Raw genomic sequence first — 15,547 nt, forward strand, 5'->3', positions numbered from 1 at the left:
GTGGTCCGCGACTTACTGGCCGGGCGTAAACCGCTCGTCTTACAATCGGAAGTGTACGCGATTTGGGCGATTCTCATCGCGGTCATCACGTATTACTTCAAGCTCGAAGGTGGCCTTGCCGTCTATGCACTATTAATTGTCGTAGCGACACTTCGAGTGATATCCTACTATCGGAAGTGGAATTTACCAGCACGTAAAGTCAGATAAGGGGGAACGGAAATGAAAATCTTATTAATGATTGGTGCCGGATTGATGGCACTCGGCGTGGCACTCGGTGCGTTCGGTGCCCATGCCTTAAAAGAGAGACTGTCACCGAACATGTTGGCGAACTGGCAGACCGGGGTGCTTTATCATATGATTCACGCACTCGGGATCATTGGGATTGCGACACTGCTCATGCGTGTGAGCATCAGCCAATTTAACATTGCCGGATGGCTCATGTTTGCCGGAATCATCTTTTTCTCGGGAAGCTTGTACGTCATGGCGTTGACGGGGATCACAAAACTCGGAGCCGTGACTCCGATTGGTGGCGTGTTATTCATCGCCGCTTGGATCTTTGTGATTGTTGGCGCAACAAAGTTATAACAGAAGGCCGATCAAATCGACATCCATGTCTTTGCTCATGTGTACATGAGGCAAGGGCGTGGATTTTTTTGAGGGGTCATTCCATCAATTGGAAACCTTAAAAAGATGTAATCAGATTACTATTTGAAAATAGGGTAAAGCGTTCTCTATTTACATAAAACATTACAGATAGATTTCAAATCGAACGATTTAAAAAGGTATTGATAAATAATAAGTTAGACGATTTCGTTGCCTGTGCGCCTGTTCGTGCGTAATAAAATTGAAATATAACTTTAACAGGAAAATATCTAACAGTTAGATATAATTAGTCGTGTTGAAACTTAACTAAATGATCGTTTTTGTTACATACTGAAACGGCTTTAAAAATATGTAGTGTAGTAGGTACCCACGTTTGTTATGAGGAAAGGATGTACCCCATTCATGAATTGGAAACGCACAGTCTCGACGCTGACGCTTGGTGTGATGCTCATCAGCACCCATACAGTTGCCGATGCATCGACTTCGATTAAAGAAAAGCAAGAAGAACAACAAAAAGTACAAGAAAAACGCAATAGCGTTAAAAAAGACCAAGCCGACACGTCTTCAAAGATTGAAGTGAATAAAGAAGAGATTTCGAAAGTTCAGGCAGAGGTCAATAAAATGGACGCACAATTGCAGGACATCATCAATGATGTCGCGATGAAGCGCCAAGAAATCAAGCGAACTGAGATGAAAATCGAAGATCTTGAAGCCGACATTGTAGATTATCAGGAAAAAATGAAGGCACAAGAAGCGATGATGAAAGAACGTATGGCCACGATGCAAAAGAACGGTGGCGGTTCGATCAACTGGGCTGAGTTTATCTTCGGTTCAAAAAACCTCTCTGACCTCGTCACGCGTATGATCACGGCCGGAACGATTCAGCGAAGTGACCAAGAGTTGTTTGATGACTATGAGGCGACACAAAAGTCATTGAAAGAAGCACAGGCTGACTTGAAAGCAGAACGCGCTTCACTTCTCGAACAGCAAAAAGCACTCGAAGTTCGTCAAGCCGAGCTTGAGAAGAAAATGAAGCAACGTGAAAAGCGCATCAAAGAGCTTGAAGAGAAGAACATCAAGTTCGAATCGCAAATCTTCGACCTTCAAGAGATTGAAGCGACGTTAGTCGCACAAGAACAGGCGATTGCGGCTGAAATCGAAGCACAACGTCGTGAGGAAGAGGAAGCTCGTCGTCGTGCTGAAGAAGCAGCTCGTCAAGAGGCGGCACGTAAAGCAGAAGAAGCGCGCCAAGCAGAAGCTGCACGTCAAGCTGAGGCTGCTCGTAAGGCAGAGGCAGCACGAGAAGCGGAAGCGGCTCGTGAAGCTGCACAACAAAAGCAGGACAATAAGACGAATACCCCGTCTTCGTCGTCTTCAAACAACACGGCTTCATCAGCACCAGCACCAAAACCTGAACCAAAACCGGCGCCGGCACCGAAGCCAGCACCAGCGCCAAAACCGGCACCGACGACGTCGACACCAGCACCATCTAGCTCGATGTTCATTCAACCGGCTTCAGGACGCTACTCACAAGGATGGGGTCCGGCAAGTGGTGCGTATGGCTACACGTTCCATAACGGTGTAGACATCGCTGGTCCAACAGGTACACCGATTCGTGCATCTGCGACAGGTACGGTCATTCGTGCAGGTTGGGGTGGCGCATATGGAAACCACGTCATGATCGCGCACGTTATCAACGGTCAAGTTTGGACGACAGTTTATGCCCACATGAACTCGGTATCTGTCAGCTCAGGACAGCGTGTGACACAAGGGTCGAATATCGGGACACTTGGGAACACAGGGAACTCGTCAGGTCCGCACTTGCACTTTGAGATTCATAAAGGCGGCTACTCATACTCGGCAACGAGCGCAGGTAGCACAGTCAACCCGCGTCAGTTCTTCTGATGCCTCATACAGAAAGCCCCTTTCGATTGCGAAAGGGGCTTTTATGCGTACAAAAAAATCCCTCCGCTATCGCGAAGGGAGGCTTGTTAATTGGCTTGTTCGATATCGCTTTGATGATCTTGTTTTTTACGCATTCGTTCACGCACGTAGTAGATAATCGTCAAGCCGATTAACCACGGGATCCCGAACTTCAACAAGATATTGAAGTCGGTGAACCATGTCGTGATCATCAGACTCAAGAGTAAGACTGCCCCGAGTATTGGGAGGAACGGATACCCCATCATACGGACAGGTAGTTTTCGTCCAGTCCATTTCTTACGGAAGAACAAGTGGGAGACGAAGACCATGAACCAAGTGAAAATGGCTCCGAACATCGAGATCCCCATTAAAAACGGATACGATGACTCCATGAATACTTGTAGTAAAGCGGCAAGGACAATCCCGCCTGTTGAAACGAGTAGGGCAAACATCGGAATGCCATTTTTGCTGATTTTTTTGAATGCTTTCGGTGCATCACCGGCTTCCGCGAGTGAGTACATCATACGTGTCGACGCGTAAAGCTGCGCGTTCATCGCAGACAAGGCTGCAATCAAAATGACGAAGTTGAGGATGCCTGCCGCGAACGGGACATCAAATTGTTCCATGACGAGCACGAATGGACTTTGATCAATCCCTGCTTGCTGCCATGGGATGAGCATGAGCATGATGGCGAGCGTGACGACATAAAAGAACGTCAAGCGGAACACGGTAGCCCGTAAAGCGCGTGGTACTGCCTGGTCCGGGTCTTTCGCTTCGCCGGCTGTGACGGCGACGAGTTCGGTTCCAAGAAAACTGAAAAGGGAAATAAAAATCGTCACCCACATCCCGTAAAATCCGAAAGCGAAGAATCCTTCGTTTCCTGTTGTGATCGATTCGATTGGTGATCCTGGTTCGCCAAACAATGTAGCGGCACCAAGGACGATGAATAGAATGATGGCAGTTACTTTGATGAATGATAACCAATATTCGGTTGTTCCGAACGTATGAACGTGACGGGCGTTTACGTAAATGAGTAGTCCACCGAAGAGGGCGACCCAAACGAACCCGTTCACATCCGGGAACCAGTAACGCATATAGATGGCGATTGCACTGACTTCAACCCCTACAGCGAGTACGTTCGCGACCCAGTAAGAGTAACGGACGAGAAAGCCTGCGAGTGGATGGACATAACGCTCGGCAATCGTTCCGAATGATCCGGATGTTGGATGAGCGACCGTCATTTCAGCGAGTGCGCCCATCAATAAGAGGACGATGAACGCCCCGATGGCATAACTGACGAGCACGCTCGGACCAGCGGTTTGAATGGCAAGCCCACTTCCGAGGAAAAGCCCGGTTCCGATGGCACTCCCGAGGGAAATCATCGTAAGTTGCCGGGTGGACAGCTCGCGTTTTAGTTTGTTTGTTTCCAAAATCGATTCTCCTTTAGTTGAGTGAAATGTTGTTGTGGACGACTATAGCAGACGGAAAAAAACGATGTCAATTCGAAAAGTCGGTGAAGGTTCTCCATTTCGAGGTGCACATATAGAGGCAAAGTTTTTTTAATTTTTTTATTTGACATGGATTCATCCGCCCTGTATAGTACGAGTTAACTTAACTGAAACGAATAAAGGCGTCGACGAAGAGAAGTAACGACGAATCCTGTATGGCAGAGAGCTGATGGTTGGTGCGAATCAGTATATAGGACGTCGCGAATGGACTTCTGAGCTCTAAACCGAACTTTGAGTAGGCTTTAGCGGGTTACCCACCGTTATCACGGGGAAGCGGATGATTGTCCGTGAAGTGGGTTCTGTAGAACCAACGAAGGTGGCACCACGGGGTTACTCGTCCTTCTTGTAGCGTAAGCTATGAGGAGACGGGTGACCCCTTTTTCGTTTCAATAACACAAATCGAGGATTGAGAAGAGTAGCGCGAGAAGACGTTTCGTCCAGAGAGTCAGGGATGGTGAGATCCTGACCGAGGCGTCCGCGTGAATGGGCTCATGAGAGCATGGCTGAATGAAGTAGGTCGTGACGGTTTCCCCCGTTATCGGGATACGATGTGATTGCATCGGAGAGTGGATTCTTTGGAATCAACGAGAGGTGGCACCGCGGTCTAGAACCGTCCTCCATACGACGACTGTCGTGTGGAGTTTTTTTATACACATTTTTAGAGGGGGAACAGACGATGATTCAACAATTGGAGACAAACGCATTATCAACAGCAGATATGAAAGTGGCAGCAAGCGAGATGTTCCAAGCGGATGAGGCACAAATCGAACGGGTGCTACTCGCGATGAAAGAACGCGGGGAGACGGCAGAAGAGATGGCGGGACTCGCAGCGTACATCCGTGAAGCGGCACAGTTCCCCCCGACTGATTTACCGGTACTCGATGTGTGCGGCACTGGTGGCGACGGGGCGAACACGTTCAACATCAGTTCGACCGTCGCGTTCGTCCTAGCCGGTCTCGGTATTCCAGTCGCCAAGCACGGAAACCGAAGCGTATCGAGTCGATCGGGAAGCGCAGACGTCCTCGAGGCATTGAACGTTCCAATCGTGAAGACGGCGGAAGAAGTACATGCTGACTTAAAGCGGACGAATTTGAGTTTCCTCTTCGCCCAACATGTCCATCCGATCATGAAGCACGTCATGCCGGTCCGGAAACGACTCGCAACGGCGACCATCTTCAATCAAATCGGACCGTTGACGAATCCGCTTCGTCCGAAACGACAATTGATCGGTGTTTATCATCCATCGCTACTTGAGAAAATGGCGACCGCGATGCGTCATCTTGGCGTAGAGCGCGGCATGGTCGTACACGGTGCGGGAGGCCTCGATGAAGCGAGCCTTGCTGGTGTGAACGATGTGTACTTCTTTGATGGGGAACAGACGGCGCGTTACGCGGTCGACCCACGAGATGTCGGCTTGATGCGGGCGCCGCTCGAAGCATTACGCGGAGGCACGCCGGAAGAGAACGCCGCAACACTTCTCGCCGTGTTGAACGGAGAAACAGGTCCGGCACGAGACGTCGTCTTACTGAACGCGGCGCTGGCCCTTTGCACGTACGGCACGACTTCAACGCTCCGTGAGGGAGTGAAAGAGGCGAAACGAAGCATTGACGAAGGACACGCCTTGCGCGTGTTACAACACTTACAACGTACGGAGGTAGAGGCATGAGTTATTTAACGAAAATCATCGGAACGAAAATCGAAGAGGTCAGTCGCATGCAGCCCATCGATGTTGCTGTGACAAAACCGGCCGCTCTTTTAAATATGATGAATGATGGATTCCATATCATCTCGGAAATCAAACGATCGTCTCCTTCGAAAGGAATGATTCGGGAAACGGTCGACGTCGTCGAACGCGCTCGTCAATACGAACAAGCCGGTGCGACGATGATCTCCGTTCTGACAGACAAAACGTATTTCAACGGATCGTTTGACGATTTGCGACAAGTCGCCGACGTTGTCACGATTCCGGTGCTCTGTAAAGATTTCATCATCGATGAACGACAACTCGACTATGCGAAGCATTACGGAGCGAGTGTGGCACTTCTCATCGTGGCAGCCCTTCATCCGAAACGTCTCCACGAGTTGACGCAATATGCTCGTTCCATTGGTCTCGACGTCTTAGTCGAAGTACATGACGAGGCGGAGTTACACATCGCGCTCGAACTTGATGACGTGTTGATCGGCATCAATAACAGGGACTTAAAAACGTTCGAGGTATCCCTTGAGACATCGATCGATTTGATGAAACGCTACCCCGAAGTCACGTTCGTTAGCGAAAGTGGAGTCAGCACCGTCGAGGCGGCAGCACGTTTACAAGAAGCCGGCGCGAGCGCCATTCTCGTCGGGGAAGCACTCATGCGTGAAGAAGACCCGACCCGGCTACTCGAGGAGTTGAAAACATGTTCGTTAAAATCTGTGGAATAAAGACAGAGGAAGCAGTCCAGGCGGCGGTCGAAGCGGGAGCGGATGCCATCGGGTTCGTGTTTGCACCGAGTTCCCGTCAAATCGACGTGGCGACAGCGAAGACGCTAGCTACACAGATCCCACAATCGGTTCGAATCGTTGGTGTGTTTTTAAGTCCTTCAATGGAAGACATCGAGCAAGCGATGGACGTGGGACTGACGGATTTACAAATTCACCATCGGACGCAATCAATGGAAGAACTTCGCATCTTCGGGTTACCGATTATCGATGCGTCGACCGAGGAGACGGCAGATGTACGATTGATGGATCATCCGAATCCGGGAAGTGGGCAGGTATTAGACTGGGGCGCAATCGACCGGCCGAAACGTCCGTTTTGGCTAGCCGGTGGTCTATCCCCAGATAATGTGAGACAAGCGATTCAAACGATTCAACCAGACGGCGTCGACGGGTGTCGAGACGGACGGTGTGAAAGATATCGAAAAAATTCGCGCGTTCATTCAACGCGCCAAGGAGGAACTATGATGTATGCACAACCAGTGAACGGGAAATTTGGACAGTACGGTGGAAAGTACATTCCGGAGACGCTCATGCAAGCGGTCGAAGAATTAGAGGTCGCTTACGAAGAGGCGAAGCAAGATCCTGAGTTTCAAGAACGCTTCTCTTCCTTATTAAGCGAATACGTGGGACGTGAGACACCTCTCTACTATGCGTCGAACTTGAGTCGTCGCCTCGGGACGAACGTCTATTTGAAACGTGAAGACTTGAACCATACCGGTGCCCATAAAATCAACAACACAATCGGGCAGGCGCTCCTCGCGAAACGGATGGGGAAACAGAAAGTCGTCGCCGAGACGGGTGCTGGTCAGCACGGGGTCGCGACTGCGACGGTGTGTGCATTACTCGATTTAGAGTGCACCATCTTCATGGGTGAGGTCGACGTCGAGCGCCAAGCGTTGAACGTCTTTCGGATGGAACTGCTCGGAGCGAAAGTCGTCCCTGTCAAATCAGGCAGCCGTACGTTAAAAGATGCCGTCAATGAAGCGCTCCGTTACTGGGTCAAACATGTCGACGATACGCATTACGTGATGGGGTCTGTACTCGGACCGCACCCGTTCCCGCAGATGGTACGTGACTTCCAAAGCGTGATCGGAACAGAGACGCGTCGTCAAATCCTCGAACAGACAGGACGCCTCCCAGACGCGGTCGTCGCTTGTGTCGGTGGAGGGAGCAACGCCATGGGGATGTTCTATCCGTTCTTGAACGATGAGTCGGTCGCCCTCTACGGTGTCGAGGCAGCAGGTAGTGGCATTGATACAGATAAACACGCGGCAACCCTTACGAAAGGGGAAGTCGGTGTCCTACATGGTTCGCTCATGTATGTCCTACAAGACGCGGCGGGTCAAATCGAGGAGGCACATTCAATCTCAGCCGGGCTCGATTACCCAGGGGTAGGACCAGAGCACAGCTTCTTGAAAGATATTGAGCGGGTGCGGTATGCAGCTGTTACAGATGACGCGGCACTCGATGCGTGTCTCGCACTCAGCCGACAAGAAGGGATTATTCCTGCCTTGGAGTCTTCGCACGCTCTCGCTTACGCAGAGACGCTCGCGAAGACAATGGGAGAAGACGAAACATTGGTGATTTGTTTATCGGGACGCGGAGACAAAGACGTCCATACAATCCGAGAGAAGGTGGCGACACGATGAAACTAGAGACAGCGATTCGAGAACGAGAAGGAGCGGCGTTCGTCCCTTATATTATGGCTGGAGACGGGGGAATGGACCGACTCATTCCGACCATCGTAGAACTAGAACAGATGGGTGCGACGGCGATTGAACTAGGAATCCCTTTCTCTGACCCGGTGGCAGATGGCCCAATCATTGAGGCGGCGGGAATGCGTGCTCTTGAAGCAGGTGTGACGCTTGAAATGGTATTGAACCATTTAATAGAAGGAAATGATCAATTTAACGTTCCAATCGTCTTGATGACATACTTGAATCCAGTGTTTCGGTTTGGGGTCCAATCGTTCTTTGACCGAGCGAACGAATGCGGCGTAAGTGGGGTCATCATTCCGGATCTCCCGTTTGAAGAGAGTCTCCAATTGTTCGCAGATATCGACAGGCATGACGTCGCCGTCATTCCGCTCGTTACATTGACGAGTAGCGAAGAGCGTACGGCGTCCATCTTAGAGAAAGCGGAAGGATTCGTCTATGCGGTCACGCTCAAAGGAACGACTGGGAAAGCGGATGTGTTTCCGGACGAGTTACTCGCCTATTTGACTCGATTGACAGAGCAGTCACGCGTCCCTGTCTTAGCAGGATTCGGTGTACACTTGCCGGAGCAAGTACAGACGCTCGGTCAGGCATGTGATGGTGTCGTCGTCGGGAGCTTCATCGTCGAGGCACTCCATGAAGGTCGAACAGAAGACGTCGAGACGTTGATCCAATCGGCAAAGCACATACATGCATAAGAAAACCGGCGCTTCGATTGAGGCGCCGGTTATTCGTTTACTCATAGTTCCACTCGGTCGAGACCGTCTTCACCAAATGTTTTGTCAAGTTGATCATGACGGTACATCGAGGCGAGCACATATAAAAGGTCGCCTTCCTCGATGGATGTCTGTCCATTTGGTGGAATCAAATATTCATTTCGGACGATGGCGTTCACGACGGTGTTCGGTGGGAGCGTAATGTCTGCGAGCGTCTTGCCAATCATTGAAGAACTCTCCGTGACAACATAAGGAACGAGCTTATGTTGGGACTGTTTACTCGAGACGAGGGCGATCGTATACGGCGAACGGATTTTATCTGGTCCGAGCAACCCTAATTTTTCAGCGAGCGGCGTCAACGTCGTTCCTTGAATCAAGGCGCTCGTCACGACGACGAAGAAGACAGCATTGAATAACAGTTGACTATTATCAGTGCCGGCAATGAGCGGGAAAGTTGCAAGGACAATCGGTACGGCTCCTTTTAGACCAGCCCATGAAATAAAGAATTTTTCTTTTCTCGTAAACGCCATCCCGAGCGTCGATAGATAGACGGCGATTGGACGGGCCAAGAACATGAGGACGAATGAAATGAGTAGTCCTTTCCAAATCAAGTCCGGTTCGATGAGTTGACGTGGGAAGACGAGTAACCCAAGAATGACGAACATGATGATTTGCATGATCCATGCGAGTGCTTCTGAGAATTGGACGATTGTCACTTCATGCGCCGTATCCGCATTTCCGACAATCATGGCGGCGATATAGACCGCTAGTAATCCGCTTCCCAATAAGTAGGCTGTGACACCATAGGTGAGGAACGCCATTGAAATCATGAGGACGGCATGTAGTCCGCTCGACTCTAATCTCAGATGATTCAACATGAGGCGGGACAGCTGGCCGAGAATGAAGCCGATGAGGGCTCCGACAACAATCTGAAGGATGAACATCCAAATGCCATCCCATATGGTCGTGCCTGGCTTCATCATGAAGTCGAGGGCGAGAATCGTCAAAAACATTGCCATCGGGTCGTTCGTGCCGGACTCGGCTTCGAGTGTCGCACCGACTTTCGGTGAGATGTTCTTTCCTTTAAATGCAGCGAAGACGGCCGCCGCGTCGGTCGAACCGATAATCGCACCGAATAAGAAAGATTCAATCCAATCGAAACCAAATACGAAACGAACGGCCACGGCGACGACAGTCGTGGTGATTAAGACACCAAACGTCGCAAGTGAGGCGGCTGGAGCGAGGACACTCCGAATCGATGACCATTTCGTCTGAAGCCCCCCTTCAAACAAAATGACAATCAGGGCGGCAACCCCGATCAGTTGCGCCAGGTTGGAGTCGTCGAAGAAGATGAGACCGGTGATATCGCTTCCCATGACCATGCCGATTCCCATAAATAAGATCAAAGCAGGCAAGCCGAAGCGAGTCGAGATTCGCGTCGCCATGACACCGGCTACAAGAAGTAGACCGAAGAGTAAAATGAGTACATCAGTACTGATGACAGGTACGGGCAAACACAACACTTCCTTTCCAAAACAATACTCTTAAGTTCATTGTACCATGAAATCGTCTGATATTTCAGAATTGACGATTAGACCAACCTTACACATTGGAATTATAAGTTATGGATATGGTAAAGTGAGAACAAGAATAAGGAGGGATGATGATGTCTAAAATTCACGTCATTCATGAGAACGAAGAATGGACGAACCATCTGGTTCATCGCTTAGAAGAACTGCAGTTGCCTTATGAACTATGGCACTTGGACCAAGGGACGATTGATCTCGAAGCAACGCCCCCGGAAGGTGTCTTTTATAATCGCATGAGCGCTTCTTCGCACACACGCGGGCATCGGTACGCACCCGAATTGACAGAAGGCGTCCTCGCTTGGCTAGAGGCGCATGACCGCACCGTGTTCAACGGAACGCGTGCCATCCGTCTAGAAGTGAGCAAAGTCAATCAGTACACGGCGCTTCGTCGTGAAGGGATTCGTGTGCCGAAGACGATTGCGGCGGTCGGTAAAGACCAAATTATCGAGGCGGCCGAAAAGCTAGACATGGCACCGTTCATCACGAAACATAATCGTGCCGGGAAAGGACTCGGTGTCCAATTGTTCCATACGATCGAAGGATTGAAAGATTATGTGTATGGTGCCTCGTTCGAGGACTCGGTTGACGGCATCACGCTCATCCAACAGTATATCGAAGCCCCAGAGCCGTATATTACCCGTTGTGAATTCATCGGTGGGAAGTTCGTTTATGCGGTGCGTGTCGATACGTCGGAAGGATTCGAGCTCTGCCCGGCAGACGCCTGCTCGATTGAAGACCAATTCTGCCCGGTTGGGGAGACGCCACCGGCGAAGTTCGAAATCGTCGAAGGATTCGATGACCCGATCATTCCAAAGCTCGAACAGTTCCTGAAAGCGAATGCGATCGATATTGCGGGGATTGAGATCATTCGAGACCGAGACGGCAACGTCTATGCCTATGACGTCAATACGAATACGAACTACAATTCCGACGCTGAAGCGAAAGCAGGGCGCTATGGGATGCTTGAATTGGCTAGTTTCTTAGGGGACGCACTTCATGTCACCACGACAAAATAAGGGTCAGGCGCTCGCCTGACCCTTTTGCTGTGTATGTTTAAGTTGCTCTTCAAATCGATGTTGGACTAATTCTGCTGTCGGTGCCATTCGTTCGATGAACGAATCTAAACGTTCCGCAGTGTCACGATCGGTTTCTTTAAACACGCGCATCGTTGTTCACCTCGTTGATTAGGATAACTTGCTTACATCATCCTTAATTCCCGAGGTGCTATACGCGTAAACCTTTTACACGCTAAAGAATGTGCTCAACTTTTCTTTCGGTAAAATGTTCCCGACATAGAAGTCACCGAACTCACCGTATTTTGCACTCACTTCGTCAAAACGCATCTCGTAAACGATTTTCTTGAACTGAAGTGAATCTTCAGCGAAGAGCGTGACGCCCCATTCCCATGCATCGAATCCAGTTGATCCACCGATGAACTGCTGAATCTTACCGGCATAGCTACGACCAATCATGCTGTGGCGATACATGAGGTCTTTGCGCTCATCCATCGACAACATGTACCAGTTGTCACCGTCGCGACGAGCCTTACTCATCGGATAGAAACAAATGTGTGCGGCTTTTGGAAGCGTTGGGTAGAGACGTGAGCGGATATGAGGGTTTTGATATGGGTCCCCATCTCCAGATCCACGATACATCCCGAGCTCGATGACCGACACGTATGAATATGACGGAATCATATAGTCGTATAGCGCTGTTTTGCGGAATGCGCGCTCGACGTCTTCAAGTTCGTTGAATGTTGGGCGAAGGACCATCAAGACGAGGTCTGCCTTCTGACCGAGAATCGAGTAGAAAGCGTGGCTTCCTTCACCTTTTGCTTCGACTTCGTCAAGAGAAGTGAGGAACGCGGTGAACTCGTCAATCATGTGTTGACGCTTCTCGGCGTCGACGAGCTTCAATCGAGCCCAATCGATTGTGCGGAAATCATGAAGTGTATACCATCCGTCTAACGTGGCGGCGGCATGTTGTGTATCTGTTGTAGGTACTGGACGTTCTGACATAAAAAAATCTCCTTTCGGGACTTGGCTTCGCCGTCTATTTTACCATACACGCTTCACTGACTGGCAACTTTGAGACACTGTGAGGGTTATCACGATTCACGAAGGGTAAAGAACAGAGGACAGAAACATGAAAACGGCTACAAAAATGGCTGTATCAGTCGATTTATCGAAACTGTTCTATTCATATAATGATTGATTCTAAGCGATTTATGGCGAAATGGGCAGAATAGTTTATTTTAAAAAGGGTACTGTGTATAATTGAAATCGCGTAAAGACACAAGTCAACGGCAAAACCACTAGCAGTCATGCTGTAAATTGAGAAAAGGGGTTCATTCGTTATGAAATTATTTGAAACGTTGAAGCAAAAAGTCAGTCCGATTCGTCCGACAATCGTCTTCCCAGAAGGCGTCGATGAGCGTGTTCTTGGAGCGGCTGTTCGATTAAAGGCGGACGGTATGGTAGAACCGATCGTCGTCGGTGCGAAAGCAGACGTTGAAGCGGTTGCGGCGAAACACGGTTTTGACATCTCAGGTTTGACACAATATGACCCAGCGACATACGAAGATATCGATGTTCTCGTTGAATCATTCGTCGAGCGTCGTAAAGGGAAAGCGACAGCTGAACAAGCGCGCGAACTCCTTACATCAGACGTGAACTACTTCGGAACGATGCTCGTTCATACAGGCAAAGCAGAAGGTCTTGTCTCAGGCGCGATGCACGCGACGGCCGATACGGTACGTCCGGCACTTCAAATCATCAAAATGCAACCAGGGATCAAAAAGACGTCAGGTGTATTCATCATGGTACGTGACGACGAGCAATACGTCTTCTCGGACTGTGCAATCAACATCGCACCGGACGCGGCAGACTTAGCAGAGAACGCGTTCTTGTCGGCAGCGACAGCGAAGACATTCGGTATCGACCCACAAGTTGCGCTTCTTAGCTTCTCGACGAAAGGTTCTGCGAAGTCACCTGAAACAGAGAAAGTCGTGGAAGCGACACGCCTTGCAAAAGAAAAATCACCGAACCTTCCAATCGACGGAGAACTTCAATTCGATGCGGCATTCGTTCCTAGCGTAGCGGCGAAGAAAGCACCAGGTTCTGACGTTGCTGGTAAGGCGAACGTATTCGTCTTCCCAAGTCTTGAAGCAGGAAACATTGGCTACAAGATGGTTCAACGTTTCGGTGGATTCGAAGCGATTGGTCCGATCCTTCAAGGTCTCAACAAACCAGTGAACGACTTATCACGTGGCTGTAACGAAGAGGACGTCTACAAATTGACACTCATCACAGCAGCACAAGCAATCGACGAGCGCAACGAAGCGTAAGTTGGAGCATCCTTCTTGATAGAAGGGTGCTTTTTTTGTGTTTTTTTGAAGGGGAGCTGAGGTAAACTATAAGAGGAATCCATTATCGAAAGGGGAGCTATGTATGCAAAGCATTCATGCGACGGAATTACGAGAAAAGTTAGAGAACGGGGAGTCTCTCCATATCATCGATGTGCGCGAACAAGATGAATATGATGCAGGGCATATCCCGAACGTACCGCTCTATCCACTATCTGAATTTCCACATGTGACAGAAAAGTTGGCACAAGATAATGTGTATCACGTCATCTGTCGTTCAGGTGGACGGAGCCAGACGGCGTGTGATTACTTAGAATCGCAAGGTTATAAAGTCGTCAATGTCGACGGCGGAATGCTCGCTTGGGATGGCGACATCGAAGCGTGATGCTAGAGAATCCTTGGGTCGTCATACCGCTTCTCATTGCGCTTTACCTCACGGTCTATGCGGTGATGAAGCGATTTGACTGGGAGAAGTGGCGACTCGTCTGGGCAGTGTGGGTGATGCTCATCATCATCTTATTGACGATTGAACTCGTGACAAGTCTATAAAAAATGCGGAACCTTCTTTAACAGAGGTTCCGCATTTTTTTATGCGTCTTGACGCTTATCGAATGTGATTGATGCGATGGCATCGTGTTGGTGAATCGATTCTTCGTTACGGCATTCGACGAAGAAGTTCACGACTTCTTTCATTTCGTACAAGTCAGCCGCAATCAAGCGGACCATATCTTCTACGAAACGTGGGTTTTCGTACGCGATTTCAGTCGCACGCTTTTCATCCGGACGTTTGAGGACAGGGTGAAGTGGTGCTGAGGCGTTCGACTCCGCTGCATCGAGAAGTGCTGCACGCCAGTCGAATCCGTCCATCGATGTCTCATCAAGACCTGCTTCGATCGTGATGTACCCACGTTGGTTATGGGCGCTGTACTCACTGATTTCTTTTGAACATGGGCAAAGCGTCGTGACGTTGATGACGAGACCGACCGTCACGTTTGCGACGCCCGTTTCAAGGTTATACGTCACACGGTGCATAACGTCCGCGTTCATCAAACCGCTAAGACCTGTCGCAGGTGCTTTACGCGTGAAGAACCATGGGTAACGGATTGTCAATTGGCCTTCCGTTTGTTCCATACGCTCGGCGAGCTCCTGTGCGAACTCGATCAACGAACGGTTCGATACCGTCCATCCTTGTTGATGGTACGCGTCGAGCTGTTCCGTCAAACGGGACATGTTGATTCCTTTACGGTCTTGAACGAGCGATGTCGTCAATTCGAATGTAGCGACCGTTGATTGGACCCCTTCTGGCGTCTCGACGTTCACAGGGTGCTTCACATTTGAGATGCCGACACTGTCGAGGGCGAATAAGAAGTTTTTCGGTGTATTTTGTAAATCGACCATCTGTTCTTTCTCGGTCGGCTTTGTTCCTTTAATCGGTGGGACCGACCCGAACAATTTATGTCGTTCTGCTTTAGTAGGTAAAGCGACATGGCTTGTAGACATAATCGGATTCTCCTTTTTTAGAGCGGTTCAAAGGACCACTCGTTCTTGTTAGGATTTTATCACGAAATGATGGCTGAACGGGTATGATTTTGCTCTCATAACATGTTTTCAATATGCAATCGCAAAAAAATCCTTCAGATATTGAAGA

At 49.6% G+C, this 15,547-nt stretch carries 16 protein-coding genes, 1 pseudogene and 2 other annotated features; of the genes and pseudogenes, 12 read left to right on the forward strand and 5 right to left on the reverse strand.

What is annotated here, in order from left to right; translation table 11 throughout:
• From ON063_RS08825 to ON063_RS08835, 3 genes are all read left to right on the forward strand, one after another.
• Nucleotides 1-207 (forward strand): TRIC cation channel family protein (locus ON063_RS08825; RefSeq protein WP_274664888.1); only part of this gene is annotated, 207 nt, incomplete at its 5' end.
• A gap of 12 nt (nt 208-219) precedes the next feature.
• Entirely contained in the window at nt 220-585 is a 366-nt protein-coding gene (locus ON063_RS08830; protein WP_214784974.1) for a DUF423 domain-containing protein, read from the forward strand.
• A 420-nt stretch (nt 586-1,005) separates the two neighbouring features.
• Complete coding sequence (locus ON063_RS08835) at nt 1,006-2,508, forward strand: murein hydrolase activator EnvC family protein (protein WP_274664889.1); 1,503 nt, start codon at nt 1,006-1,008, stop codon at nt 2,506-2,508.
• An 86-nt stretch (nt 2,509-2,594) separates the two neighbouring features.
• Here ON063_RS08835 and ON063_RS08840 read toward each other — a convergent pair whose 3' ends face one another.
• Entirely contained in the window at nt 2,595-3,956 is a 1,362-nt protein-coding gene (locus ON063_RS08840; protein ID WP_274664890.1) for an amino acid permease, read from the reverse strand.
• A 194-nt stretch (nt 3,957-4,150) separates the two neighbouring features.
• Nucleotides 4,151-4,379, forward strand: a binding site (T-box leader).
• 48 nt (nt 4,380-4,427) lie between these two features.
• Nucleotides 4,428-4,655: a binding site (T-box leader), on the forward strand.
• Nucleotides 4,656-4,710: 55 nt separating this feature from the next.
• On the opposite strand from ON063_RS08840, the gene trpD reads away from it, so the two are divergent.
• From trpD to trpA, 5 genes and pseudogenes are all read left to right on the forward strand, one after another.
• The gene (trpD, locus tag ON063_RS08845; protein WP_224862453.1) at nt 4,711-5,700 is read left to right on the forward strand and encodes an anthranilate phosphoribosyltransferase; all 990 of its coding nucleotides are present in this window, start codon (nt 4,711-4,713) and stop codon (nt 5,698-5,700) included.
• Nucleotides 5,697-6,458 (forward strand): indole-3-glycerol phosphate synthase TrpC, encoded by a 762-nt coding sequence (gene trpC, locus ON063_RS08850; RefSeq protein ID WP_274664891.1) that lies wholly within the window; start codon nt 5,697-5,699, stop codon nt 6,456-6,458. Before trpD ends, trpC begins: the two co-directional genes overlap by 4 nt.
• Nucleotides 6,434-6,844: pseudogene (locus ON063_RS08855) on the forward strand (phosphoribosylanthranilate isomerase); the annotation flags it as partial. The gene trpC and the pseudogene ON063_RS08855, both read left to right, overlap by 25 nt.
• Before the next feature lie 132 nt (nt 6,845-6,976).
• Nucleotides 6,977-8,164, forward strand: a complete 1,188-nt coding sequence (trpB, locus tag ON063_RS08860; protein WP_214744775.1) for a tryptophan synthase subunit beta — start codon at nt 6,977-6,979, stop codon at nt 8,162-8,164.
• A complete protein-coding gene (trpA, locus tag ON063_RS08865; protein ID WP_274664892.1) occupies nt 8,161-8,928 on the forward strand; it encodes a tryptophan synthase subunit alpha in 768 nt (255 codons plus the stop codon). Before trpB ends, trpA begins: the two co-directional genes overlap by 4 nt.
• A gap of 41 nt (nt 8,929-8,969) precedes the next feature.
• Here trpA and ON063_RS08870 read toward each other — a convergent pair whose 3' ends face one another.
• Nucleotides 8,970-10,460, reverse strand: a complete 1,491-nt coding sequence (locus tag ON063_RS08870) for a potassium/proton antiporter (RefSeq protein WP_274664893.1) — start codon at nt 10,458-10,460, stop codon at nt 8,970-8,972.
• Nucleotides 10,461-10,612: 152 nt separating this feature from the next.
• On the opposite strand from ON063_RS08870, the gene ON063_RS08875 reads away from it, so the two are divergent.
• Nucleotides 10,613-11,551, forward strand: coding sequence for an ATP-grasp domain-containing protein (locus tag ON063_RS08875; protein WP_274664894.1), 939 nt, complete (start codon nt 10,613-10,615; stop codon nt 11,549-11,551).
• Nucleotides 11,552-11,554: 3 nt separating this feature from the next.
• Here ON063_RS08875 and ON063_RS08880 read toward each other — a convergent pair whose 3' ends face one another.
• Both ON063_RS08880 and hemQ read right to left on the reverse strand, forming a co-directional pair.
• Nucleotides 11,555-11,701 carry a hypothetical protein gene (locus ON063_RS08880; RefSeq protein ID WP_012727492.1) on the reverse strand — a complete coding sequence of 49 codons (147 nt, stop codon included), beginning with the start codon at nt 11,699-11,701 and terminating at the stop codon, nt 11,555-11,557.
• Between the two features lie 75 nt (nt 11,702-11,776).
• Complete coding sequence (hemQ, locus tag ON063_RS08885; protein ID WP_274664895.1) at nt 11,777-12,553, reverse strand: hydrogen peroxide-dependent heme synthase; 777 nt, start codon at nt 12,551-12,553, stop codon at nt 11,777-11,779.
• 338 nt (nt 12,554-12,891) lie between these two features.
• Between hemQ and pta the strand changes: the two genes are divergently transcribed.
• The 3 genes from pta (at nt 12,892) to ON063_RS08900 (ending at nt 14,448) form a co-directional block, all read left to right on the forward strand.
• The gene (gene pta / locus ON063_RS08890; RefSeq protein WP_214744764.1) at nt 12,892-13,881 is read left to right on the forward strand and encodes a phosphate acetyltransferase; all 990 of its coding nucleotides are present in this window, start codon (nt 12,892-12,894) and stop codon (nt 13,879-13,881) included.
• A gap of 103 nt (nt 13,882-13,984) precedes the next feature.
• A complete protein-coding gene (locus tag ON063_RS08895) occupies nt 13,985-14,284 on the forward strand; it encodes a rhodanese-like domain-containing protein (protein ID WP_074035656.1) in 300 nt (99 codons plus the stop codon).
• Nucleotides 14,281-14,448: a hypothetical protein gene (locus tag ON063_RS08900; protein ID WP_274664909.1), complete on the forward strand. Its 168-nt coding sequence runs from the start codon at nt 14,281-14,283 to the stop codon at nt 14,446-14,448. The genes ON063_RS08895 and ON063_RS08900 overlap by 4 nt, the downstream gene beginning before the upstream one ends.
• A gap of 39 nt (nt 14,449-14,487) precedes the next feature.
• Here ON063_RS08900 and folE2 read toward each other — a convergent pair whose 3' ends face one another.
• Entirely contained in the window at nt 14,488-15,399 is a 912-nt protein-coding gene (gene folE2, locus ON063_RS08905; RefSeq protein ID WP_074035658.1) for a GTP cyclohydrolase FolE2, read from the reverse strand.
• Nucleotides 15,400-15,547 lie beyond the last annotated feature (148 nt).

Source organism: Exiguobacterium sp. B2(2022), from assembly GCF_028823655.1.
Classification (GTDB): Bacteria; Bacillota; Bacilli; order Exiguobacteriales; family Exiguobacteriaceae; genus Exiguobacterium; species Exiguobacterium aestuarii_A.

Coding starts and splice junctions, on each gene's coding strand:
- trpD (WP_224862453.1), top strand. CDS start 4,711: ATGATTCAACAATTGGAGACAAACGCATTATCAACAGCAGATATGAAA.
- ON063_RS08895 (WP_074035656.1), top strand. CDS start 13,985: ATGCAAAGCATTCATGCGACGGAATTACGAGAAAAGTTAGAGAACGGG.
- pta (WP_214744764.1), top strand. CDS start 12,892: ATGAAATTATTTGAAACGTTGAAGCAAAAAGTCAGTCCGATTCGTCCG.
- ON063_RS08830 (WP_214784974.1), top strand. CDS start 220: ATGAAAATCTTATTAATGATTGGTGCCGGATTGATGGCACTCGGCGTG.
- folE2 (WP_074035658.1), bottom strand. CDS start 15,399: ATGTCTACAAGCCATGTCGCTTTACCTACTAAAGCAGAACGACATAAA.
- trpC (WP_274664891.1), top strand. CDS start 5,697: ATGAGTTATTTAACGAAAATCATCGGAACGAAAATCGAAGAGGTCAGT.
- ON063_RS08835 (WP_274664889.1), top strand. CDS start 1,006: ATGAATTGGAAACGCACAGTCTCGACGCTGACGCTTGGTGTGATGCTC.
- trpA (WP_274664892.1), top strand. CDS start 8,161: ATGAAACTAGAGACAGCGATTCGAGAACGAGAAGGAGCGGCGTTCGTC.
- ON063_RS08875 (WP_274664894.1), top strand. CDS start 10,613: ATGTCTAAAATTCACGTCATTCATGAGAACGAAGAATGGACGAACCAT.
- trpB (WP_214744775.1), top strand. CDS start 6,977: ATGATGTATGCACAACCAGTGAACGGGAAATTTGGACAGTACGGTGGA.
- ON063_RS08880 (WP_012727492.1), bottom strand. CDS start 11,701: ATGCGCGTGTTTAAAGAAACCGATCGTGACACTGCGGAACGTTTAGAT.
- hemQ (WP_274664895.1), bottom strand. CDS start 12,553: ATGTCAGAACGTCCAGTACCTACAACAGATACACAACATGCCGCCGCC.